This window comes from Agrobacterium sp. O3.4 (genome assembly GCF_041414895.1).
GTDB lineage: Bacteria > Pseudomonadota > Alphaproteobacteria > Rhizobiales > Rhizobiaceae > Agrobacterium > Agrobacterium cucumeris.
The window spans coordinates 694,217-715,083 of sequence record NZ_JALPZP010000002.1; the positions used below are offsets into that span (position 1 = coordinate 694,217).

Annotated in this window: 22 protein-coding genes; 16 read left to right on the forward strand and 6 right to left on the reverse strand. The window is 57.1% G+C overall.

The window, feature by feature from the left end; all coding sequences use genetic code 11:
- Positions 1-36: 36 nt before the first annotated feature.
- Positions 37-411 carry a response regulator gene (locus M0412_RS15970; protein WP_269699347.1) on the reverse strand — a complete coding sequence of 125 codons (375 nt, stop codon included), beginning with the start codon at positions 409-411 and terminating at the stop codon, positions 37-39.
- 211 nt (positions 412-622) lie between these two features.
- On the opposite strand from M0412_RS15970, the gene M0412_RS15975 reads away from it, so the two are divergent.
- From M0412_RS15975 to M0412_RS15985, 3 genes are read left to right on the forward strand one after another with little or no spacing between them, the layout of a single operon-like run.
- A complete protein-coding gene (locus M0412_RS15975) occupies positions 623-2,077 on the forward strand; it encodes a CHASE3 domain-containing protein (protein WP_269699349.1) in 1,455 nt (484 codons plus the stop codon).
- A complete protein-coding gene (locus M0412_RS15980; protein ID WP_142843558.1) occupies positions 2,074-2,511 on the forward strand; it encodes a response regulator in 438 nt (145 codons plus the stop codon). The genes M0412_RS15975 and M0412_RS15980 overlap by 4 nt, the downstream gene beginning before the upstream one ends.
- A gap of 4 nt (positions 2,512-2,515) precedes the next feature.
- Complete coding sequence (locus M0412_RS15985) at positions 2,516-3,553, forward strand: sensor histidine kinase (protein WP_269699351.1); 1,038 nt, start codon at positions 2,516-2,518, stop codon at positions 3,551-3,553.
- Between the two features lie 152 nt (positions 3,554-3,705).
- Here M0412_RS15985 and M0412_RS15990 read toward each other — a convergent pair whose 3' ends face one another.
- Positions 3,706-4,518, reverse strand: coding sequence for an aminotransferase class IV family protein (locus M0412_RS15990; protein WP_269699352.1), 813 nt, complete (start codon positions 4,516-4,518; stop codon positions 3,706-3,708).
- A gap of 78 nt (positions 4,519-4,596) precedes the next feature.
- On the opposite strand from M0412_RS15990, the gene M0412_RS15995 reads away from it, so the two are divergent.
- Positions 4,597-4,959: a MerR family transcriptional regulator gene (locus M0412_RS15995; RefSeq protein WP_142843555.1), complete on the forward strand. Its 363-nt coding sequence runs from the start codon at positions 4,597-4,599 to the stop codon at positions 4,957-4,959.
- A 74-nt stretch (positions 4,960-5,033) separates the two neighbouring features.
- On the opposite strand, the gene M0412_RS16000 is transcribed toward M0412_RS15995, so the two are convergent.
- A complete protein-coding gene (locus tag M0412_RS16000) occupies positions 5,034-5,498 on the reverse strand; it encodes an Lrp/AsnC family transcriptional regulator (protein ID WP_269699353.1) in 465 nt (154 codons plus the stop codon).
- 167 nt (positions 5,499-5,665) lie between these two features.
- Here M0412_RS16000 and M0412_RS16005 point away from each other — a divergent pair, with 167 nt between their 5' ends.
- The 5 genes from M0412_RS16005 to M0412_RS16025 all read left to right on the forward strand — a co-directional run bounded on the left by M0412_RS16005 (position 5,666) and on the right by M0412_RS16025 (position 9,714).
- Positions 5,666-6,445 (forward strand): ABC transporter ATP-binding protein, encoded by a 780-nt coding sequence (locus M0412_RS16005; RefSeq protein ID WP_269699354.1) that lies wholly within the window; start codon positions 5,666-5,668, stop codon positions 6,443-6,445.
- 48 nt (positions 6,446-6,493) lie between these two features.
- Positions 6,494-7,267 carry a transporter substrate-binding domain-containing protein gene (locus tag M0412_RS16010; RefSeq protein ID WP_269699355.1) on the forward strand — a complete coding sequence of 258 codons (774 nt, stop codon included), beginning with the start codon at positions 6,494-6,496 and terminating at the stop codon, positions 7,265-7,267.
- Between the two features lie 11 nt (positions 7,268-7,278).
- On the forward strand, positions 7,279-8,004 hold the full coding sequence (locus M0412_RS16015) for an ABC transporter permease (protein ID WP_142843551.1): 726 nt from the start codon (positions 7,279-7,281) through the stop codon (positions 8,002-8,004).
- A gap of 12 nt (positions 8,005-8,016) precedes the next feature.
- Entirely contained in the window at positions 8,017-8,706 is a 690-nt protein-coding gene (locus M0412_RS16020; RefSeq protein ID WP_269699356.1) for an ABC transporter permease, read from the forward strand.
- A 78-nt stretch (positions 8,707-8,784) separates the two neighbouring features.
- Positions 8,785-9,714 carry a homocysteine S-methyltransferase family protein gene (locus M0412_RS16025; RefSeq protein WP_269699357.1) on the forward strand — a complete coding sequence of 310 codons (930 nt, stop codon included), beginning with the start codon at positions 8,785-8,787 and terminating at the stop codon, positions 9,712-9,714.
- Between the two features lie 27 nt (positions 9,715-9,741).
- Here the strand turns inward: M0412_RS16025 and M0412_RS16030 are convergent, their stop codons facing one another.
- On the reverse strand, positions 9,742-10,662 hold the full coding sequence (locus M0412_RS16030) for a LysR family transcriptional regulator (protein WP_142843647.1): 921 nt from the start codon (positions 10,660-10,662) through the stop codon (positions 9,742-9,744).
- Between the two features lie 132 nt (positions 10,663-10,794).
- On the opposite strand from M0412_RS16030, the gene M0412_RS16035 reads away from it, so the two are divergent.
- From M0412_RS16035 to gfa, 7 genes are all read left to right on the forward strand, one after another.
- On the forward strand, positions 10,795-11,835 hold the full coding sequence (locus M0412_RS16035; protein ID WP_142843548.1) for an aromatic ring-hydroxylating dioxygenase subunit alpha: 1,041 nt from the start codon (positions 10,795-10,797) through the stop codon (positions 11,833-11,835).
- 136 nt (positions 11,836-11,971) lie between these two features.
- Positions 11,972-13,945: a DUF2817 domain-containing protein gene (locus tag M0412_RS16040; protein ID WP_269699358.1), complete on the forward strand. Its 1,974-nt coding sequence runs from the start codon at positions 11,972-11,974 to the stop codon at positions 13,943-13,945.
- 74 nt (positions 13,946-14,019) lie between these two features.
- Positions 14,020-14,814, forward strand: coding sequence for a transporter substrate-binding domain-containing protein (locus M0412_RS16045; protein WP_269699530.1), 795 nt, complete (start codon positions 14,020-14,022; stop codon positions 14,812-14,814).
- A 138-nt stretch (positions 14,815-14,952) separates the two neighbouring features.
- Positions 14,953-15,660, forward strand: coding sequence for an ABC transporter permease (locus tag M0412_RS16050; RefSeq protein WP_269699359.1), 708 nt, complete (start codon positions 14,953-14,955; stop codon positions 15,658-15,660).
- Between the two features lie 4 nt (positions 15,661-15,664).
- Positions 15,665-16,351: an ABC transporter permease gene (locus M0412_RS16055; protein WP_269699360.1), complete on the forward strand. Its 687-nt coding sequence runs from the start codon at positions 15,665-15,667 to the stop codon at positions 16,349-16,351.
- A gap of 137 nt (positions 16,352-16,488) precedes the next feature.
- On the forward strand, positions 16,489-17,616 hold the full coding sequence (locus tag M0412_RS16060; protein WP_269699361.1) for an S-(hydroxymethyl)glutathione dehydrogenase/class III alcohol dehydrogenase: 1,128 nt from the start codon (positions 16,489-16,491) through the stop codon (positions 17,614-17,616).
- Between the two features lie 64 nt (positions 17,617-17,680).
- A complete protein-coding gene (gene gfa, locus M0412_RS16065) occupies positions 17,681-18,253 on the forward strand; it encodes an S-(hydroxymethyl)glutathione synthase (protein WP_269699362.1) in 573 nt (190 codons plus the stop codon).
- Positions 18,254-18,311: 58 nt separating this feature from the next.
- On the opposite strand, the gene M0412_RS16070 is transcribed toward gfa, so the two are convergent.
- The gene (locus M0412_RS16070) at positions 18,312-19,733 is read right to left on the reverse strand and encodes an FAD-binding oxidoreductase (RefSeq protein ID WP_269699363.1); all 1,422 of its coding nucleotides are present in this window, start codon (positions 19,731-19,733) and stop codon (positions 18,312-18,314) included.
- A complete protein-coding gene (gene hisC, locus M0412_RS16075) occupies positions 19,730-20,851 on the reverse strand; it encodes a histidinol-phosphate transaminase (protein WP_269699364.1) in 1,122 nt (373 codons plus the stop codon). Before hisC ends, M0412_RS16070 begins: the two co-directional genes overlap by 4 nt.
- Positions 20,852-20,867: the final 16 nt, after the last annotated feature.

Consider the following 20,867-nt stretch of genomic DNA (forward strand, 5'->3'; position numbering starts at 1 on the left):
CATACGGTGTGGCGTATTAAGCCCGGAATTCTCGCCTCACTGATTGGGTGAGAATTCATTCGCCAGAACATGTGAGAGATCGTCAAAGTTGCAGGGTTTTGAAACCACTGTCAGCCCGGCCAGCTGCGCTCGCACTCCGGGTATTTCCGCATATCCGCTGCAAACGACGAAAGGCACCTTTGCGGCCCTCAGTTCCTCGATAACCGGAAAGGACAATTCACCCCTCAGATTGAGATCGATGACGGCACCATCCAGCTCGGTTGCGTTTATTTTTTCCAGCGCCGCTTCTATGTGGGAGACGGGTCCGACAACGTTGACACCCAGATCTGACAGAAAGTCTTCCATATCCATCGCCAGAAGTGCGTCGTCTTCCAAAACAAGGATCTGTTTTCCCTGAAAATTATATCTCATCTCACCGCATTCACATCGTTTCAGCCGTGTCGGGGGCTGTTTTCACCAACATTGCTGAACTCCTGAAATGTGACGTGGTTCCACGGTTGCGTAAAAAGAAATCATTCGCATCTGCCGCAACCGTCATCTAGTTTGTCGCACTTATTAGCTGCCTACCGGGAATGTTATTGCTGTGACTGGTTTTTCACCGTTTGCCCAGCGAAGCCTTTTGATGCTTGCTGTGGGTGTCGCAATTTTGATTGGCATGGTCTCCATGTCATTATGGCTTGTTCAGGTGAACAACCGGTACTCTCAGGAAACCGCGGAATTGCGACGTGTGCGTGCAGCGGTTCTCGATGTGCTGACAACAATGCAGGACATTGAAACCGGCCAGAGAGGATATCTGCTTAGCAACAATGTCGATTATCTGGTGCCCTATGAAGAGGCGTTGCGCGGCCTGCCACAGCGCCAGTCCAGAATTCTTGATCTCCTAAAGGACGAGGACCGATATAAACAGGCCTTGTCGCAACTGACCGAAGCGATCGATGCGAAACTGGCCGAGACCCGCGAAACGATCGATTTGCAAAAGGCCGGCCGCATGACCGAGGCGGTGGATGTCGTCCGAAACAATGACGGCAAACGCTTCATGACCGAAATCAGGGATGTCCTGTCGCGCTTGCAAACAGACACTGACGATCGATTGCGCGTCATCGTCGGCGATCAGCTCGGTGCAGCCAATACGCTTCGATGGGTGACGGTGGGCGGCGCCCTTGCAATTCTCCTTGTCGTCGGCGGCTCGATCTTTCTCGTTTTCACCTATATCCGCGCTTTGACCAGGTCTCGGGAGGATGTTGATGAGCTCAATCGCCATCTGGAGGAACGTGTCGAGGAAAGGACGCGCGATCTTCGTCGCGCCAATCAGGAAATTCAGCGCTTTGCCTACATTGTCACCCATGACCTGCGCGCGCCGCTCGTCAATATCATGGGTTTCCTCTCCGAATTCGATACCTCGCTCAAGCCGGTGACCAGTTATGTCCTGGCCGACGGTAAAACCCCACCGGAAGAGGTGGTCCGGGAAGCACGGCTGGCGGTTCAGGAGGATATTCCCGAGGCCATTGGCTTTATCCGTTCATCGACGCGGAAAATGGATCAACTGATCAACGCCATCCTGAAAATATCCCGCGACGGTCAGCGAAAGCTGCAGCCGGAGAAGGTCGATATAGAAACATTGCTCTCGTCACTATCCGAGACGGTGCGTCATCAGATCACCGCCAATGGCGGCGAGATCGATGTTGATACGCCAAAGCTCACGATTGTCACCGATCGCATATCTCTCGATCAGATTCTTGGAAATCTCTTTGACAATGCGGTGAAATACCAGATGCCGGGTCGTCCGTTGCGGTTGACCGCGCGTGCCTACCCGGCCGGGCGCGGAGCGATTTGTATCGAGGTTGGCGACAATGGGCGTGGTATCGGCGAGCAGGATCTTGAACGGGTCTTCGAGCTTTTTCGTCGGGCAGGCAGTCAGGATCAGCCGGGAGAGGGAATAGGTCTCGCACATGTTCGTTCGCTAATAAGAAATTTAGGCGGGGACATTAGGGTGGAGTCCAAACTCGGTGAGGGCAGCACGTTTTTCCTGCTGCTGCCGAGTGACCTCAGAAGAGTGACGAAGGAAGGCGACAAATGAAAGCGACCGGTCAGGAAGTAACGATCGTGATGATCGAAGACGACGAGGGCCATGCGCGCCTGATCGAAAAAAACGTGCGGCGCGCCGGCGTGAACAACGAGATTGTGCCCTTTACGCTCGGTGCGAAGGCGCTGGATTACATCTTGGGCGAAAGTCGGGATGGGCTTGTCAGCAAAGATCGTTATCTTCTCGTGTTACTCGACCTTAATCTCCCCGATATGTCGGGCATCAACATCCTTGAGCAGATCAAGAGCAATGAATACACACGCCGTTTGCCTGTGGTGGTTTTGACGACAACCGATGATGAGACTGAAATTCAGAAATGTTATGATCTCGGTGCGAATGTTTATATAACCAAGCCGGTCGATTATGAGGGCTTTGCGAATGCCATCAAAAACCTCGGCCTGTTCTTTTCCGTAATCCAGATACCCTGAAAGCATGATGGCTCTGCGCATTTTGTATGTTGATGACGATCCGGCTCTGGCGCGGCTTTCGAGCCGCGTTCTTGGTCGTCATGGAATGGAGGTGGTTCATGCCGCCTCCGTAGCGTCCGGACTCGAGCTTTTTCAAAACGGACAGTTCGATGTCGTGGTTCTCGACCACTATTTCCAGACGGCGACAGGCATGGAATTTCTCGCCGCGATCCAGACGATACCGGCGCGCGTTCCGGTTCTCTATGTGACGGGGTCAAACGAGGCCCAGATCGCCATAGATGCCATCAAGGCGGGCGCTGCGGACTACGTCATCAAAAACGTCGGAGACGACTTTTTTCCACTCTTGCTCACCGCCATTAATCAGGCTCTGGAAAATCATCGCCTGCGCCAGACGAAGGAGGAGGCTGACCGTCTGCTGGTAAAAGCCAAGGAGCACGCGGAAATGATGGTGAAAGAGATGAACCACCGTGTCGCAAACAGCCTTTCGCTGGTCTCGGCCATGATCCGCCTGCAAATAAATACCCTGAAGTCGCAGGAAGCAGAAACCGCGTTGCTGGAAACGCAAAGCAGGATTTCCGCCATCGCCGGCGTTCATCGCAGCCTCTATAATACAGCCAATGTGGGACTTGTATCCCTCGGTTCGTACCTGACCTCCATCATCAGCGATCTGTTTCAAGCCGTACCCGGCTCCTCCTCCATCACGGTTGAAACGTCGCTATGCGAGGTTGATCTGAGCGCAGACCACGCCGTTGCTCTCGGTGTTATCATCACCGAACTACTGACCAACGCGCTGAAATATGCCTATCCCGATCAAACCGGGACCGTGCGGGTCAATCTGTCAGAACAGGACGGACAGTTCGTTCTTGTCGTGGAAGATGACGGAATAGGATCGGGGCCTGATGCATCGCCGAAGGGCACCGGGCTAGGCACAAAACTGATCATGGCAATGGCGAAGAACATCAATGCCCGCGTCAATCAGACGTATACTCATCCGGAACGGAACGCGGGAACGCGTTACACGATGACGTGGAATGAAAAGTAGCGGCTGCGTACTGCCTTCCTGACATGTATTTCTGCATTTGAGGCGACGCTCAAGCTCGTCGCACTCTTCTTGGTTCGACAGGAAAATCGGTGAGTTCCTGATTGAACGCTCTCTCAAACGGTTACCTTTGCCGAAAGCGGACATCATGCCTTTTAGATGGCGACCAACGGCTCTCGCGCATAGGCCTCTTTGAGGATTTCTATTAGGGTCGCTGACGAGGGTACAGAAACAGCATCAAAGCCGTTGACGGCAACACCCGGCGTCCACGAATTCATGAGTGCTGCGCCTTTCATATCAGCCAGCCGCGCGAGTGTGATCTGCTCTGCCCGCTGGGTAATTCCAAGGATTGCAAGTTGACGGCGGATGATCCCCATCGTGACGCCTGGCAGAAGCGCTGCCTTGGGCCAGACAACGGCTTTTCCGTCCCAGAACACTATGTTCCAGATAGTGGCTTCGCTTACATGTCCATGACTATCGACGAATACCGCATCGTCAAAACCATTTTCGACAGCGCGTCGGAGATACTGCGTTTTTGATGCCTCGCCGACATGTTTGATCGTTGGAAATGGCCTCTCGTGCTGGACGACGGTCAAGCGCAGAGGTCCTTCAGGGCCATCGAACGAGGGTGCTGTGCGCACTAAAACGGCCGGATCGTTGTCAACTCCGGTCGGCGTAAACTCGCCGCTCCGAGAGTACATCGTTGCCGTTACCGAAACTGCCGAAGGCGCATCCTGTAAGACGTTCCGAATACGTTCCCGCACCAGATCGTCGGACAGTGCTTGCCCAAAAAACTCAACCGATGCACGATGCAGCCGAGCTAAGTGAAGGTCCAATCCCCTTACTGCGCCATCGCGAACTTGCATGGCCGTAAAGTGCGCGAAGCCTGCGAAAGCCAGAGAAGAGAGAGCTTCGACTGTAGCCTCACGGCCGTCGATCTCCGTCCTAAAATCAAACTGATTAGTCATTCTAATGCTCCTTTTGCAATTTACATTCTGGAGCCTTCTCCCTACAGTCTGACAGTACTGTCAGAGTCAAGGGCTAACATGAAGATCGGCGAATTGTCTCGAAGGACCGGCATCAGCATAAGAATGCTGCGTTATTACGAAACAGAGGGTCTTCTCTCACCGGTTCGTACTCAATCGGGATATCGTGATTACAGTCATGCCGACGTGGAGACCGTTGGACGTATCGGATTGCTTTCAGATGCAGGCATGACATTGGCAGTCATCCGGCAGTTCCTACCGTGTTCCCTTGACCGACGGCACGCTTTCGAACCCTGCGACGAATTGAAGTCACAATTGCATACGCAAATAAGTTCGATTGACGAGAAGAGCCGCAAACTATCAGAAAGCCGGAACCTTTTGGCCGGGCTGTTAAAAGCGTTTGAGGAATCGACACCCACGTAAACTCACTCGAAGACACACGGCCGGCAACGCCAAATGGTCGGTGCATCTGAGATCCGCCGTAGTGGGCGTGAGCATTACTCCGGCGGCACGAACAGGCCGAGTTTGACGTCGCGCAGCACTACATTCGTGTGCATTCGGCGGATCTGCGGATTTTCCGCCATGATCAACGCGGCGATGTCGTCATAGTGTTCGACGTCGCGGGCGGTGACGATCGCAATAAGATCGACCGCGCCGGTAACGTAATAGACCTGCTGGATATGATCCTGCTTCTCCACCCAGACGCGAAACTTCGCCAGCGCGTCATAATTGTCCCGCTCGATCTCCATTCCGACGATAAACACCATCGATGTTGCCGTTGCTTTTCGATCGATGACGGCGACTTCCGCTCTGATAATCCCTTCTTCGCGCAGACGCTTCAACCGTCTTTGTACGGCCGAGGCGGACAGGCCCACCCGTTCCGCGATCGTTTCGGCCCTCAACTGGCAGTCTCGCTGAATGATATCCAGAATGTCACGGTCAAAACGATCCAGTTGTTCCATTGTCTGATCCAGTTCGGTTTCAGCTGCGGCCCTTCAGGTATTTCGCCGCACTTGCCGCATGAAGAAGATTATTTTGCATGAAAAAAGCAAAATAGATAGAAATTGCGCGAAAAAACCGCGTTATTTTGTCATTATTCTCCGCAAATTCAAATTAGCCGGAACCATGCATGCCAGACCAGTCCTTTCCTGCTCTTCGCGTCGAAGATCTCCACAAAAGCTTCGGCCCGCATCAGGTTCTCAAAGGGATTTCGGTGCAGGCCCACAAGTCTGATGTGATTTCCATTATTGGCTCCTCGGGTTCCGGCAAAAGCACCTTCCTCAGATGCATCAATTTTCTGGAAACGCCCGATCGCGGCCGCATTGCTGTGAACGGCGAGGAGATAGCGCTGAAGGCCGGTCGCGACGGGCGGTTGCAGCCGCGCAGCTGGCGACAGGTTGAACGGCTGCGCACCGGGCTCGGCATGGTCTTTCAAAGCTTCAATCTCTGGGCGCATCGCACCGTGCTGGAGAACGTCATCGAGGCGCCTGTTCATGTCATGGGCATGCCGCGGCGTGAAGCGGTCGAAAAAGCCGAGGCCCTGCTTCACAAGGTTGGGCTTTTCGAAAAGCGCGATACCTATCCGGCCTTCCTTTCCGGGGGGCAGCAGCAGCGTGCGGCGATCGCCAGAGCGCTTTGCGTCGACCCTGATGTCATGCTGTTCGATGAGCCGACATCGGCGCTTGATCCGGAACTGGTCGGCGAGGTTCTCAAAGTCATCCGCGATCTCGCGGAAGAGGGCAGAACCATGCTGATCGTCACGCATGAAATGCGCTTTGCCCGCGATGTCTCGAACCGCGTTCTCTTCCTTCATCAGGGACAGGTCGAGGAGGAAGGCCCGCCGGAACAAATATTCGGTGCACCCGTCAGCGCCCGATGCCGGGAATTCACCGGCCTCATCGCCCACTGACGCACAACCCGCCATCATCGACAACACCCATCAGGAGAAACCTTGCGAATGAAACTGCTTCCCATGTTTTTCGCTGGCGCTGCGTTTGCGCTGTCTGCCTTCACGGCACAGGCCGAAGTCCGCTTTGGCATCATGAACGAATCCTATCCGCCCTTCTTCGCCAAGGACGCCTCGGGCACATGGCACGGATGGGAAATCGACCTTATGAACGCGGTCTGCGAAGAGATGAAGGAAAAATGCTCCATCGTGGATATTTCCTGGGACGGCCTCATTCCGGCCCTGCAGAGCAAAAAGTTCGATGTGATCTGGTCGTCCATGTCGAACACGGCGGAGCGCTCGAAGGTGATCGACTTCACCGACAAATATTACAACACGCCAAGCACGCTGATCGGCCCCAAAGACCAGAAGCCCGGCGCCGCGGCTGAAGACGTGAAGGGCAAGACGATCGGCATCCAGGTGTCGACCATCCAGTCTGAGTACTACAAAAAGTATTTTGCCGGCGTCGCCGACGAAAAGACCTATCAGACACTCGATGAGGCATTCCAGGATCTGGCTGCTGGCCGCATCGACTATGTCTTCGGTGATTCACTGGCACTCGACGCCTTCCTGAAAAGCGATGGTGGCAAGGATTGCTGCGTGAAAATGGGCGACGTTTCCGATGACAAGGAAATACTTGGAGCCGGCGTTTCGGGCGGCCTGCGCAAGGAAGACACCGAACTGAAAGCCAGGCTGAACAAGGCGATAGCTGAGGTTCACACCAACGGCCAGTATGAAGCGATCACGAAGAAATACTTCGATTTCGACATCTACGGCGCGAAATAAGCAGTCATCAGATGGCGAACGCGCAACAGGGCATTCTGGAACTGCTGTCTCCCTATCCTCCGGGATGGGGCGGCGTGCTTTTGGCAGGTGCCGTCGCCACGGTCGCCATCTCGGCCTGCGCCTTCGCGATCGGGCTGTTGCTTGGCACGGCCGGTGCGCTTGGAAAGCTTTCGGGTCATCCTTTGCTCCGGCTTCCGCTTGATCTCTATACGACGGTGATCCGCTCCGTTCCGGAATTGATCCTGATCGTCGGGCTTTATTATGCGGGCACCGATGGTCTCAATCGGCTGCTGGCGGCTCTCAACCTGCCGCCTGTCGAGGTCAACGGTTTCATCGCGGCCGTCGCCGTGTTGGGTTTCGTTCAGGGCGCCTACATGACAGAGGTGCTGCGCGGTGCAATCCTCGCCATCCCCGCCGGGCAGATCGACGCCGCCAAGGCCTTTGGCATGGGGCCGGTCCTGAGGTTCCGCCGGGTCCTGTTGCCGGCACTTCTGCCCAATGCGCTGCCGGGCCTTGCCAATCTATGGATGTCGGTCACCAAGGATAGCGCGCTGGTCGCGGTGGTCGGTTATCAGGAGCTGGCGCTCGCCACCCGTCTCGCCGGGGCAAGCACCAAACATTACTTCCTGTTCTTCCTGGCGTCGGCATTTCTTTACCTCGCCATCACGCTCGTTTCCAACGTCGTCGTCAAAATGATCGAAGGACGGGTGCGGCGCGGACAGCCGCGCCTTGCCTGAGGAAAGCACCCCATGAGTTTTGACTGGATACCGAACTATTGGCCGCTGCTTCTGACGGGTGCGTGGCAGACGGTGGCGCTGCTGGTGATCTCGGTGGTGTTCGGCTTCATCCTCGCCATCGGGCTTGCTTTCGCGCAGGTCAGCGGCGGCAGGCTGACGCGGTTTTTGGCTCGCGGCTACTGCACCTTCTTTCGCGGCACGCCGCTGCTGATCCAGCTCTGGCTGCTTTATTACGGGGTCGGTTCGCTGCTGCCCATGGTTCCCGGGCTTCGCCAGAGCCTGTTCTGGCCGATTTTGCGCGAGGGCTTCTTTTTCGCTGCCGTCAGCTTCACGCTGAATTATGCGGCTTATGAGGCCGAGGTCTTGCGCGGCGCGCTGCTTGCCGTTCCCAAGGGCGAACTCGAGGCCGGTCGGGCCTTTGGCCTTTCACCCTGGAAGCTGACCCGCCGCATCTGGCTGCCACGCGCCATTCGCATCGCCCTGCCGACGATTGCGGGAGAAATCATCATGCAGCTAAAGGCGACGCCGCTCGCCTTCACCGTCACCGTGATGGATCTCTATGCCGTGGCCAACAAGGTTCGCCAGGACACCCTGCTGGTCTATGAGCCGCTGCTCGTTGTTACCTGCTTCTATCTTGCCCTGACGGCCTTGATCGCCCGTGTCTTTCGAGGTCTGGAAGCACAGGTGCCGGTTCGCCGCTAGCTGCACGGACAATCCACCACATTGTTTTGAAAATCCCGCTGCCGGTGACGGCGCGATAGCCTGAATGGAGATGAACTCATGAGCACAATACGAATTCTCGACGGCGGTATGAGTCGCGAGCTGCTGCGGCTCGGCGCCGAGCTTAAGCAGCCTGAATGGTCGGCACTGGCGCTGATGAATTCACCTGACATCGTGCGCGAGGTTCACAGGGAATTCATCGCCGCGGGGACGCAGATCATCACCACGAACAGCTACGCGCTCGTCCCCTTCCACATCGGTGAGGAAAGGTTCCGGAACGAGGGGCCAGCGCTGATCCGCCTCGCAGGCCGTCTGGCGCGGGAAGCAGCCGATGCGGTCACGGATCGCAAAGTGCTGGTTGCCGGTTCGCTGCCGCCGATCTTCGGCTCCTACGAGCCGCAGAATTTTCAGCCTTCGCGAGTGCAGGACTATCTGAAAGTGCTCGTCGAAAACCTTGCGCCCTTCGTCGACGTATGGCTCGGCGAGACGCTGAGCCTGATCGCCGAGGCGGACGCCGTCCGCGAAGCGGTGGCGGCAACCGGCAAACCGCTCTGGATTTCGTTTACACTGGAGGATGGCGAGGCAGCGATAAGCGGCGACGAACCGAAACTCCGGTCAACCGAAACTGTTGAAAATGCCGCCTCCTGGGCGGCTTCATCGGGTGCCGAAGCCATTTTGTTCAATTGCAGCAAGCCCGAGGTCATGCAGGGGGCCGTAGAGGTGGCAGCGCGTGTCTTCCGGGAGAAGAATGTCCGCCTCGAAATCGGTGTCTACGCCAATGCCTTCGAAGGCGAACAGGGTGAAGCGGCCGCCAATGAGGGCCTGCACGACACGCGCAAGGATTTGAATGACGATGTCTATTCGCGTTATGCCTGCTCCTGGGCAGAGGCCGGCGCGACGATCATCGGCGGCTGCTGCGGCATCGGGGCTGCCCATATTCACCGCTTGAGGATGACACTTCCAAATGGGCAAACAGAAAGGCCGCAATAGCGATCGCGATCTGCGAAGTTTCCCCGATCAGGCGCTGCCCGCTGGAGATGAGATGACGGATTGCTTTTTCGCAATCCCCATCACCCACATATGAAATTCTCTTCCATAGGGTTTCTCAAATGCGGAGCGATCCCAGGCCAGATAATAACTCTCGGGAAGTGGAAGGCGAATATCAAACGGCACGATAAGAGTGCCTGCCTCCAACTCGTCCTCGATCATAGAAAGCTGAGCCAGAACGAAGCCGTGGCCGTTGACGGCGGCGTCGATTGCGTTGCTCGAAAGTGCGAAAAACAGACTTGAGAGCCTTTCATTCACGGTCGCACCAACGAGCTGCGCCCATTCGCTCCACTGTGGCGGCCGGCTGTAATGGGATTCCCACTCGATGTTGAGCAAAGGGAATTTGAGAACGTCCGCGGCGGTCGCCAGAGTTCGGTCGCCCAGCAGACGGGGCGAGCAGGCGGGAACTACCCAGTCCGTGTAGAGAGGAGCGAAATGGGCGTGCACTTCTGCGCGCTTTCCATAGGTTATGCGGAAATCGCTCTGCCCGGCTGTGAGGCTGGGTTCGTCGTCCTTGCCGATGATGCGAACATTGGCTTCGGGGTAGAGAGCCTGCCAATCGAAGATTTTGCGGCCGATCCATTTGTTGACGACCGAACTGAGAGCGGTGAGCACAATGCCGGTTTGGCTCCGCGCCCGCTCAAGCACATCGACGGAATGATGAAGCTGATTGAAACCCTTGGCGACCTCCTTGTGAAGAAGGACGCCCCATGACGTCAACTCCACACGGCGTCCCACGCGCTCAAGAAGCGTGACGCCGAGATGATCCTCAAGCTTGCGCACCTGTTGGCTGATGGCGCTGGGTGTCACGCCAAGCTCTTTTGCAGCGGTCCTCATCGTACCGCACCTTCCAACGGCTTCAAAAGCTTGCAGGGCATGGAGGGGAGGCATGGCCAAGACGGTATCTCCGATTCTGTCTTTTGTTAAGTTTTTCTAAACAAGAACGCAATGGAAATCCGCTTGTCGGCCAGCGCCACAAAGAAAATACTTCTCTCACTGGAAGCTGGAAGAAGGGGAAGAAAAATGTTTCTCAGGAATGCCTGGTACGTCGCGACATGGGATCATGAAATCGGCCGCGACCTGACACCCGTTACGATGCTCGGCGAAAATATCGTCCTTTATCGCCTGCAGAGTGGAAAGCTGGCAGCCCTTGAAGATGCCTGTCCCCATCGCAAGCTGCCCTTATCCATGGGGCGCATCAAGGGCGATGATGTCGAATGTGGTTATCATGGCCTGACCTTCGACTGTTCGGGCGCCTGCACCCGCGTACCGGGGGCAGAGCGTATTCCACATGTGGCCTGCGTGCGGTCCTATCCGGTCGAAGAACGTTACGGACTTGTCTGGATCTGGATGGGTGACGCTGCGAAAGCCGATCCCGCCGAGATTTTCCATGTCGAGCATTTCGGCGATCCGTCCTGGGGCGTCAATCGCGGCGAGTCCATGACGATCAACTGCAATTACCTCTATATGACGGACAATCTGCTTGATCCGTCCCACGTTGCCTGGGTGCATCAGAGTTCGTTCGCCAGTTCGGCCTGCGAAGAAACGCCGCTGGAAACGACGGTGAAAAGCGATGGCGTGGTGGTCTGGCGGTGGATGCTGGATTCGGAACCCGCGCCTTTCTACGCCCCCTTTCTGCAGTTTGAAGGGACGTGCGACCGCAAACAGCATTACGAGGTTCGCTATCCCAGCAACGCCATCATCAAGGCGATCTTTGCACCGTCCGGCTCCGGTGGCGAGGGCCGGGAATTGCCGGACAATACGTTCCTGATGGACAGCTACAACTTCATGACACCGGTGGATGAGAACCGCACGAAATATTACTGGTTCCAGATGCGCAATTTCGCACCCGACGACCCGGATGTTTCGGCGCGTTTTGCAACCTCCGTTCGTGGTGCGTTTGAAGAGGACCGTATCGTGCTGGAAGCGGTTCATCACGGTATTGCCAACAAGCAGACCCCCAACCTTGATCTGAAGATCGACGTTGGCCCCCTGCGGTTCCGGCGTAAACTTTCGCAGATGATCGAAAGCGAGACTGTGAGCATGGTCGCTGCCGCAGAATAATCGCCAGCGCCGGAATGCTTTAGCAATAGGTTCTTCGCTTGGCCCATGGAGCCAGGCGAAGATCACAAAAAATAATCTGGAACATAGCGGGTGAACGGCAAAAGCCGACCTCTGCAATCAATCGGGAGTATCCTTGATGCGCCACATCAGGCAGCCTGAGCTCTATTCTGTGGACTATACTGTGCTGCGACAGCGTTTTCTCTCCGCGGCACGCCGGTCCGGCGCTGCCCTGTTTGAATACAAACATCCATTGCATGGCCCCGGCGGCGAGCCGCTTTTTACCGATGTTGCTTATCTCGGTGAACGCAATGCATCGAAAAAGCTTGTCATCCTGTCCGGCACCCACGGGGTGGAGGGGCAATTCGGATCGGCATGCCAGGCCGAATGGCTCTCTGCGAACAATCCGTTGCCCCTCGCCGCCGATACGGCTGTCGTGATCATTCACCTGATCAATCCCTGGGGGACGGCATGGAGCCGTCGGGTCAACGAAGACAATGTCGATCTCAACCGCAATTTCATTGACTGGGAAGCCGCCGTTCCGCGAAACGAGCGATATGCGGCGCTTCACGAGGCCTTTGCCTGCGCCGAGTGGGATGGGCCTGATCGTGATCGTGCCGATCAAAAACTGAAAGACGCCAAAGCCGCAGCGGGTGGTCATGCCGGCATCGCTGCAATCGTTGAAGCAGGCCAATATGACTGTCCGGACGGACTATTTTACGGCGGCAGCGGTCCGACATGGTCGAACCACACTCTCAGGGATGTTTTGAATACCTTCGTCAGCGGTGCGTCCGATGTCATCGTCTTCGATCTGCATACCGGTGCCGGACCTTACGGATATCCCGCTTTGCTCAGCGTCGCCGAAGAGGACCATGACGGGCTGGAATGGGGCAGGAAAACCTATGGGCATGCGCTGGCGGTCGTGATGACCGGCAAGGGTGCAACGACAGATACCGGCATTGCCGCGACCGCCACGGGTTATGTCTCGGCAGCTGTGCGCAAATCCCTGCCGAACAGCCGTGTGCTGCCGCTCGTGATCGAATGCGGAACCCTTGAAGGCCCTGTTGTGATGGATGCCGTGCAGGCGGATAACTGGCTGCATCTGTTCGGAAATATCGAATCTCCGCTTGGCCGGAAAATCAAGACGACGCTGCGCACAGCCTTCATTCCGGTTGATCCCGAATGGCAGCAGAACTGTCTTGGGACAAGCCTGCGATATTTCGACCGCGCACTGACGGCGCTCGCCTCGGTCGCCGGGCCGGATAGGGAGAGAGAAATCACAACAGCGGCCGCTCCTGCGTCCGTCATCAACTGGCCACCGGCGATCCCGGTCAACATCAAGCGTCATGACCGACCAGCCGTTGAAGTTCGCGATCTGCATAAAAGCTTCGGCACGCACGAGGTGCTGTCAGGTGTCGGGCTGAGCGCCGACCCCGGCGAAGTCGTCTCGATGATCGGATCGTCCGGTTCCGGCAAGAGCACGTTTTTGCGCTGCATAAACCTGCTCGAACAGCCCAGCAGCGGCACGATCGTCATCGATGGTGAGGAAATACGGATGAAGAGCGCAGGGAACGGCCGCTCTCATCCCGCCGACATGCGCCAGGTCGAGCGTATTCGCGCTCGCGTCGGTATGGTGTTTCAGAACTTCAATCTCTGGCCCCATATGTCCGTGCTTGAAAACATCATCGAGGCGCCGGTGCATGTGCTGGGTGAACGTCGTCATGATGCGATCGAACACGCCCATCAGTTGCTGAAGAAGGTCGGGCTTTCGGAAAAACATGCCCAGTATCCCGGTCAGCTCTCCGGCGGCCAGCAGCAACGCGCCGCCATTGCCAGAACGCTTGCCATGCGGCCGAAAGTCATCCTCTGCGATGAGCCGACATCGGCTCTCGACCCGGAACTCGTGGGCGAAGTCCTGCGGGTGATCCGCCAGCTGGCGGAAGAGGGCAACACCATGATCCTCGTCACGCATGAAATGCAGTTTGCGCGCGAGGTATCGCACAAGATTCTGTTCCTGCACCAGGGAAAGGTGGAGGAAGAGAGTACGCCTGCGGAATTGTTCAGCAATCCGCGATCGGAACGACTGCGTCAGTTCCTGTCGCGGACTTTATGAGCTGCCGCCGATTTTCTGTCGGACGGCGTCCGGCACCTAAAACGCAACAAATAACCAATAGGGGAACTCGCGTTATGAATTTGAAAGTTTTGTCTCTTGCCCTGCTTCTTGCCGGCGTCAGCACGGCCAACGCCGCGGAAGGTGAACTGTCGATCGGCACCGAAGGCGCGTATCCGCCGTGGAGCATGGCCGATTCCGCCGGCAAGGTGACCGGTTTTGATGCGGATGTCGGCAATCTACTATGCACGAAACTCGCCATGAAATGTCGGTTCGTCGTGCAGGCCTTCGATGGGCTGATACCGGCCCTCAAGGCGAAACGCTTCGACATCATCATTTCCGGGATGTCGATTACTCAGGATCGGAAAAAGGAAATCAATTTTTCGGTCGGCTATGCCGAACTGGCGAACATGTTCCTGGTCCCCAAGACCTCGGATCTCGCCGGCATCAAGGACATCGATGCCTTGCTGAAGGGGCTCGATGGGAAAACCATCGGGGTTCAGACTGGCACGACACACGCCCACTTCGTCGAAAAGCGGATCCCCGGAGCCAATCTCAAGACTTACGACACGCTCGACAACATGCAGATCGATCTCGCAAGCGGCCGCATCGAGGCGGCATTTGCCGATGCCTCCGCGCTGCAGGATTTTCTGGCCAAGCCTGAAGGCAAAGACTTTCAGTTTGTCGACGTGAAGGTCCAGAGCAAATTCGATTCCACCCTTGGTGAAGGCATCGGTGTCGGCATCGCCAAAGATAACACGGAACTTAAAGCAAAGATCGACAAGGCCCTCTGCGACCTCGTTGCCGATGGATCGATTGGAAAGTCGAGCCAGAAATGGTTCAAAATGGATATCTCCCGCCCTTGTAACTAAGTGTCTGCCCCGCTCTCCACCGGAGTGCGGGGCGATCGTTCCATCGCAAGCTCTAAGGGTTTGCACGGTCGAAAATGCTGAAGATGTCCGGTGCCGGCAAGGTGCTGGAAGAGCCAGCAAAACTTGGGGGCAGGTCTCATGGAGTCTAGTCTGATGCTGGTTTGGCAGGGTGGGTGGATAAGGGCCATTCTGCAGGGCGCGGCGATAACCATTGCCGTCGGCACGGTGAGCATCGTTGTCGGTGCGCTGATCGGGACCCTGTGCGGGGTTATCAAGTGGGCGCGGATATTTCCGCTGACACTTGTGGTGGACGCCTATACTTCGCTCGTGCGCGGTGTGCCTGAACTGCTGATCATCTATCTGCTGTTCTTTTCCTCGGTGGAATTCGTCACGCAGGTTGCCACGGCGTTCGGATATGCGGCTCTTGCCGACAGCGGATACGCCTTCATCATCGCCGTGGTTGCCGTCGGAACGATCTCGGGCGCCTATTCGACCGAGGTCATCAGGGGCGCACTGGCCTCCATCCCGGCAGGACATATCGAGGCGGCGCGGGCCTTGGGAATTCCCGGACGCCGCATCTTCAGGCGCATCATCTTGCCGCAAATGCTGCGCATCGCCATCCCCGGCATGAATAATGTCTGGCAAACAACCATCAAGGACACGGCGCTGGTATCGGTCGTCGGATTGCAGGAATTGATGCGTACCGCCTCCGTTGGTGCTGGCAGCACACGCAATCCGCTGATTTTTTTCCTTATCGCAGCTTCCGTGTACTTCGCTATCACCCTGATCAGCCAGGCCGGCTTTGACAGGGTGGAGCGTATGGTGAGACTTAGGGCAAGGACATAACGCGATGGATATCGAATTTTGGGAAACATCGTTGCCGTTCCTTTTAAGAGGTCTTTCGACAACGGCGGCGATAACCGTGATATCCGTCGCGATCGGTTTCAACCTCGGTCTTGGCCTTGCCTTGATGAGACTGTCCGAAAACCGCTTCGTTTCGGGGTTTGCGAAATATTACAGCATGGTTTTTCGTGGGACGCCGCTTCTGGTGCAGCTGTTCCTGTTTTATTACGGGCTCGGCCAGCTCGGCTTCATCAAAAACAATGCGATCACCTGGTGGATCGTCAGTGACGGCACGCGCTGTGCGGTCATGGCCATGGCTCTGAACACGGCGGCCTACACATCCGAAATTCTGCGTGGCGGGTTGCTCTCCGTTCCCGTGGGTCTCAAGGAAGCGGCCAAAGCCACCGGAATGTCGCCATTTCTGCGCTTCCGCCGGATCGAATTCCCGCTCGCCATTCGTCAGGCGCTGCCAGCTTACGGCAACGAGCTTATCCTCGTCGTCAAGGGGACGAGCCTTGCCTCGACAATCACGGTTCTCGAGATCACCGGATATGCAAAACGTCTGATGAGCCAGACATTCGCGATTTTTGAGGTCTTCGCCCTGGCGGGTGCGATCTACCTCGTCATCAATCTCACCCTTGTGATGCTCATCCGCGTGGCCGAGCGACATATGATGCGGCATGCGGCGCGCTGAGAGTATATGATGCCGGAGAGACAACGGCATGCATCGTCTGATTGCCGATAAGCTGACCATGGTGTTTCGCCAGAATTGCCAGGCGAACCCTGTCGCCTGATTGCCGAACCTCGAACAAACATGAAAAGGAAATTGAGATGGACGTACGCGCCGCTGTTGCCATTCAGGCAGGAAAACCGCTCGAGGTCATGACCGTTCAGCTGGAAGGTCCGCGCGCCGGCGAAGTACTTGTTGAGGTCAAGGCGACCGGCATCTGCCACACCGATGATTTCACGCTTTCCGGTGCCGATCCGGAAGGTCTGTTTCCGGCCATCCTCGGCCATGAGGGTGCCGGTATCGTCGTCGATGTCGGCCCCGGCGTCACCTCGGTCAAGAAGGGTGACCATGTCATTCCGCTCTACACGCCGGAATGCCGCGAGTGTTATTCCTGCACCTCGCGCAAGACCAATCTCTGCACCTCCATCCGCGCCACCCAGGGTCAGGGCGTCATGCCGGATGGTACCTCGCGCTTCTCGATCGGCAAGGACAAGATCCACCACTACATGGGCTGCTCGACCTTCTCGAACTACACCGTCCTGCCGGAAATCGCGCTCGCCAAGATCAATCCCGACGCGCCCTTCGACAAGGTCTGTTACATCGGCTGCGGCGTCACCACCGGCATCGGTGCGGTCATCAACACCGCCAAGGTCGAGATTGGCTCCACAGCCATCGTCTTCGGTCTCGGCGGCATCGGCCTTAACGTTCTGCAGGGCCTGCGCCTTGCCGGCGCCGACATGATCATCGGCGTCGACATCAACAATGACCGCAAGGCCTGGGGCGAGAAGTTCGGCATGACCCACTTCGTCAATCCGAAGGATATCGGTGACGACATCGTGCCCTATCTCGTCAACATGACGAAGCGCAATGGCGACCTGATCGGCGGTGCTGACTACACCTTCGACTGCACCGGCAACACGAAGGTCATGCGCCAGGCGCTGGAAGCCTCGCATCGCGGCTGGGGCAAGTCGGTCATCATCGGCGTTGCCGGCGCCGGCCAGGAAATCTCGACCCGCCCGTTCCAGCTGGTCACCGGTCGCAACTGGATGGGCACCGCCTTTGGCGGCGCGCGCGGCCGCACCGACGTGCCGAAGATCGTCGACTGGTACATGGAAGGCAAAATCCAGATCGATCCGATGATCACACACACCATGCCGCTCGAAGACATCAACAGGGGCTTCGAACTGATGCACAAGGGTGAGAGCATCCGCGGCGTCGTGGTCTACTAGGCGTGATGCCCCATGCAAGATAGCCGGCGCACTTCGCGCCGGCAAAAAAGGGAGGAACCTTATCATGACGATGATTGCCATTCATCCGACTGTCGACTCGGGCTATCGAGCAACCGATACAGCCTTCTCAGGCGGAACACTGGTGTGTGCATGTACATCCCGGCCGGTCAAACTCCGGGTTAAAGGTGACATTGCCCACAACCACGCCTGTGGTTGCACCAAATGCTGGAAACCGGAGGGATCGCTGTTCTCCGTGGTCGCGGTTGCGCCGACCGAGAGTGTGGAAGTTTTGGAACACGGCGACAAACTGGCTGTTGTCGATCCATCCGCGCTGATCCAGCGGCATGCCTGCACTCAATGCGGCGTCCACATGTACGGCCCCGTGGAGCGTGATCATCCCTTCAAGGGACTGGCATTCATTCACCCTGAGCGGTTCGAGGAAAAGGGTTGGGCAGCACCGGGCTTCGCCGCCTTCGTGTCATCCATCATTGAGGCGGGTTTTTCTCCAGACAAGATGTCCGGGGTACGCGCCAAGCTGAAGGATAGCGGCCTTGAACCCTACGACTGCCTGTCTCCCGCCCTGATGGACTATATCGCGACCTGGACGGCCAAGAAGAACGGCGTTCTGGCGAACTGACACGTAATCGGTTCACATTTCTCGGCGCCGCGCTTCCAGAAAGCGCGGCGTTGCCATGTCAGCCGGTGACCTTGCCGGGGTTCAGGGTGTGTCCTGCATCAATGGCGGCCTTGATCCGGGTCATCAGGGCAAATTTTACGGGGTCGGCTGTCGCACGCAGCGCGTGAACGCGTTTGGAGCCGATGCCGTGCTCTGCCGAGAACGAGCCTCCCGATTGCGTCAGGTCACGGTAGAGAACAGCTTCGACGGCGGCGGCCTTTTCAGGCGTCAGATCCGCACCTGCCGCGTTCAGGACGATATGAAGATTGCCGTCGGCAATATGCCCGAAAAGGTAGGGATCGAAGGTTGGATCGATTGACTGAAGTTCCGGTATGCAACGGGTCACATACGCTTCGATGCGCGACAGTGGGACGGAGACGTCAAAAGACGGCGCGGCCGGATATCTGCGATAGATGAGGTCCGTATCTTCCCTGAGACGCCACAACTCCGCTTCCTGCGTCTGCGATGTTGCAACGACGGCGGACATCTCGGGATAGGTCTCATATAGTTCCTCATATATCCGGCCAAGCTGCGTCTGCAGCTGTTCCTCGTCCCCTCCGCCAAGTGCCATGATGAGATTGACGGGATAGTCGGGGTAATAGTCGGTCGCTGACCAGAGATGCTCGCCCGATGTCAGGGAAAAAAACGAGTTCCAGATGGCTTCCGCCGCACGCATATGGCCGTACTCGACGCTGAGCCCGAGTTTGGTCGCCTCAAGAGCCGCTTCCACCGAGGGGAGCCCGAAAAGCGCCGTGGCCGTCGCTGCGGGAACGGGTTCCAGCTTGATCGCCGCCCTGGTGACGATGCCAAGCGTTCCCTCAGCCCCGATGAAGAGATGCTTGAGATCGTAGCCGGCAACGTTTTTCACCACCCGTGTCAGGTCGGAATAAATCGAGCCATCCGGCAGGACGGCCTCCAGACCGAGGACGCGATGGCGCATCACCCCATAACGAAAAGCCGAAATCCCGCCGGCATTCGTCGAAACCATGCCACCGATCGTGGCGGAACCACGCGACGGCAGGTCGATGCCCGGCTCAAGCTGATATTCCGACGCGGCCGCCTGCAATGCCTGTAGCGTCACGCCCGCCTCAACCACAGCAACCCGCTCATCGGGATAAATTTCAACGATCCGATTGAGCCGGGTGGTGGATACGACGATCTGACCGGGACTGGAAACACCGCCGCCGACAAGCCCGGTTCGACCGCCCTGCGGCACAACGGGAACGCCATGCGCAGCGGCGCTTCTGATGATGCAGGCGATCTCCTGTGTCGATGACGGGAAAGCCACCGCGTCCGCGCCGAAATTTGCGGGGGTTACGCCATAATCGAGATTGGCGATGGCATCCCCCTGTTTCAGGTGGGAAAGGCCGATGGTCGTTTCGATATCCCTGAGGAACGTCACGGGCAAATCCCCTGTCGCATGGGCATTTTGCTCGATCATGACGGGACGTTCGCCTCAAGCAGCTTTTCTTTCAGCAGGCGCAATGCGTCGAGAAAACGATCGTTTTGCGCGGGCAGTCCAACGGTCACACGGATAAAGCTTGTAAATCCCGGTTCTTTCCAGGGCTTGACGATAACGCCATGCGACAGAAAATGATCGAAAGCGATCGTGCTGTCACAACCGATGTCGATGAACAGAAAATTGGTACGGGATTGCGGAACGAACAGGCCAAGCGATGTCATTGCCTCAGCCATGCGTCTGCGTTCCCCAATAACCTTCGCCACCGAACCGCGCATCCAGCCCTCGTCTTCAAGGGCGGCAACCGCTGCCAATTGTGCGGCGGCATTGACGTTGAACGGTGTTTTTGCCGATGACATGGCCTGCGCCAGCCGTGCATCGGAGGCAACGGCATAACCCACGCGCAATCCAGCCAGCCCGTAGGCCTTGGAGAATGTTCGCAGTACGACATAGGAAATCGCGCTCTTCGCCAAAAGCTCGAGCCCGTCGGGCATATTCTCGTCACAGAATTCGAAATACGCCTCATCAAAAACAAGCAATGTCTTATTCGGAACAGCCGAGATGAGGCGTGAGAGCTGATCCCGCTCCAGCGCCGGCCCGACCGGGTTTGAAGGCGAAGAGATGAAGAATATTGACGGTTTGTCTCGCAGGGCAATCGTCATCGCCTCAAGATCGAACCGCAGGTCTTTCGTCATCGGTATCCTGACGATTTGCGCGCCGTTTGCTCTGGGCTCGATTTCATGGAGACCGAAGCCCGGCGTCATTGCCACCACGGTGGCAAACGGACGCAGAACCGCGCGGCAAACCGCAGCGATCATCTCTTCGGAGCCGTTTCCGATGACAATTCGGTCGCCGTCAACACCAAGCTTTTTACTCAGCGCGTCCCGCAGGATCACACAGGTGGGGTCCGCATAACGGGATGGATCAAGGTCGGCCAGCGCCGCGGCCACCTTTGGCGAACAGCCATAGGGGTTCTCGTTGCTGGCAAGCGCTGCAATATCGGTCAAACCCGTCTTGCTGCGCGCCACCGCAATGTTCATCCCGGCATTATAGGGCGGGAGTTCCGCAACGTACGGATTGAGTCTGAGTGGTTCGACCATGGCTTGTCTCGCTGAT

Excerpts from the sequence above, each read along its gene's own strand:
- M0412_RS16000 (WP_269699353.1), bottom strand. The coding sequence starts at position 5,498 with ATGGAACAACTGGATCGTTTTGACCGTGACATTCTGGATATCATTCAG.
- M0412_RS16030 (WP_142843647.1), bottom strand. The coding sequence starts at position 10,662 with ATGCCTCCCCTCCATGCCCTGCAAGCTTTTGAAGCCGTTGGAAGGTGC.
- M0412_RS16005 (WP_269699354.1), top strand. The coding sequence starts at position 5,666 with ATGCCAGACCAGTCCTTTCCTGCTCTTCGCGTCGAAGATCTCCACAAA.
- M0412_RS16010 (WP_269699355.1), top strand. The coding sequence starts at position 6,494 with ATGAAACTGCTTCCCATGTTTTTCGCTGGCGCTGCGTTTGCGCTGTCT.
- M0412_RS16015 (WP_142843551.1), top strand. The coding sequence starts at position 7,279 with ATGGCGAACGCGCAACAGGGCATTCTGGAACTGCTGTCTCCCTATCCT.
- M0412_RS15970 (WP_269699347.1), bottom strand. The coding sequence starts at position 411 with ATGAGATATAATTTTCAGGGAAAACAGATCCTTGTTTTGGAAGACGAC.
- M0412_RS16070 (WP_269699363.1), bottom strand. The coding sequence starts at position 19,733 with ATGATCGAGCAAAATGCCCATGCGACAGGGGATTTGCCCGTGACGTTC.
- M0412_RS16045 (WP_269699530.1), top strand. The coding sequence starts at position 14,020 with ATGAATTTGAAAGTTTTGTCTCTTGCCCTGCTTCTTGCCGGCGTCAGC.
- M0412_RS15995 (WP_142843555.1), top strand. The coding sequence starts at position 4,597 with ATGAAGATCGGCGAATTGTCTCGAAGGACCGGCATCAGCATAAGAATG.
- M0412_RS15985 (WP_269699351.1), top strand. The coding sequence starts at position 2,516 with ATGATGGCTCTGCGCATTTTGTATGTTGATGACGATCCGGCTCTGGCG.
- M0412_RS16040 (WP_269699358.1), top strand. The coding sequence starts at position 11,972 with ATGCGCCACATCAGGCAGCCTGAGCTCTATTCTGTGGACTATACTGTG.
- M0412_RS15975 (WP_269699349.1), top strand. The coding sequence starts at position 623 with ATGCTTGCTGTGGGTGTCGCAATTTTGATTGGCATGGTCTCCATGTCA.
- M0412_RS16050 (WP_269699359.1), top strand. The coding sequence starts at position 14,953 with ATGGAGTCTAGTCTGATGCTGGTTTGGCAGGGTGGGTGGATAAGGGCC.
- hisC (WP_269699364.1), bottom strand. The coding sequence starts at position 20,851 with ATGGTCGAACCACTCAGACTCAATCCGTACGTTGCGGAACTCCCGCCC.
- gfa (WP_269699362.1), top strand. The coding sequence starts at position 17,681 with ATGACGATGATTGCCATTCATCCGACTGTCGACTCGGGCTATCGAGCA.
- M0412_RS16020 (WP_269699356.1), top strand. The coding sequence starts at position 8,017 with ATGAGTTTTGACTGGATACCGAACTATTGGCCGCTGCTTCTGACGGGT.
- M0412_RS15980 (WP_142843558.1), top strand. The coding sequence starts at position 2,074 with ATGAAAGCGACCGGTCAGGAAGTAACGATCGTGATGATCGAAGACGAC.
- M0412_RS16025 (WP_269699357.1), top strand. The coding sequence starts at position 8,785 with ATGAGCACAATACGAATTCTCGACGGCGGTATGAGTCGCGAGCTGCTG.
- M0412_RS15990 (WP_269699352.1), bottom strand. The coding sequence starts at position 4,518 with ATGACTAATCAGTTTGATTTTAGGACGGAGATCGACGGCCGTGAGGCT.
- M0412_RS16055 (WP_269699360.1), top strand. The coding sequence starts at position 15,665 with ATGGATATCGAATTTTGGGAAACATCGTTGCCGTTCCTTTTAAGAGGT.
- M0412_RS16035 (WP_142843548.1), top strand. The coding sequence starts at position 10,795 with ATGTTTCTCAGGAATGCCTGGTACGTCGCGACATGGGATCATGAAATC.
- M0412_RS16060 (WP_269699361.1), top strand. The coding sequence starts at position 16,489 with ATGGACGTACGCGCCGCTGTTGCCATTCAGGCAGGAAAACCGCTCGAG.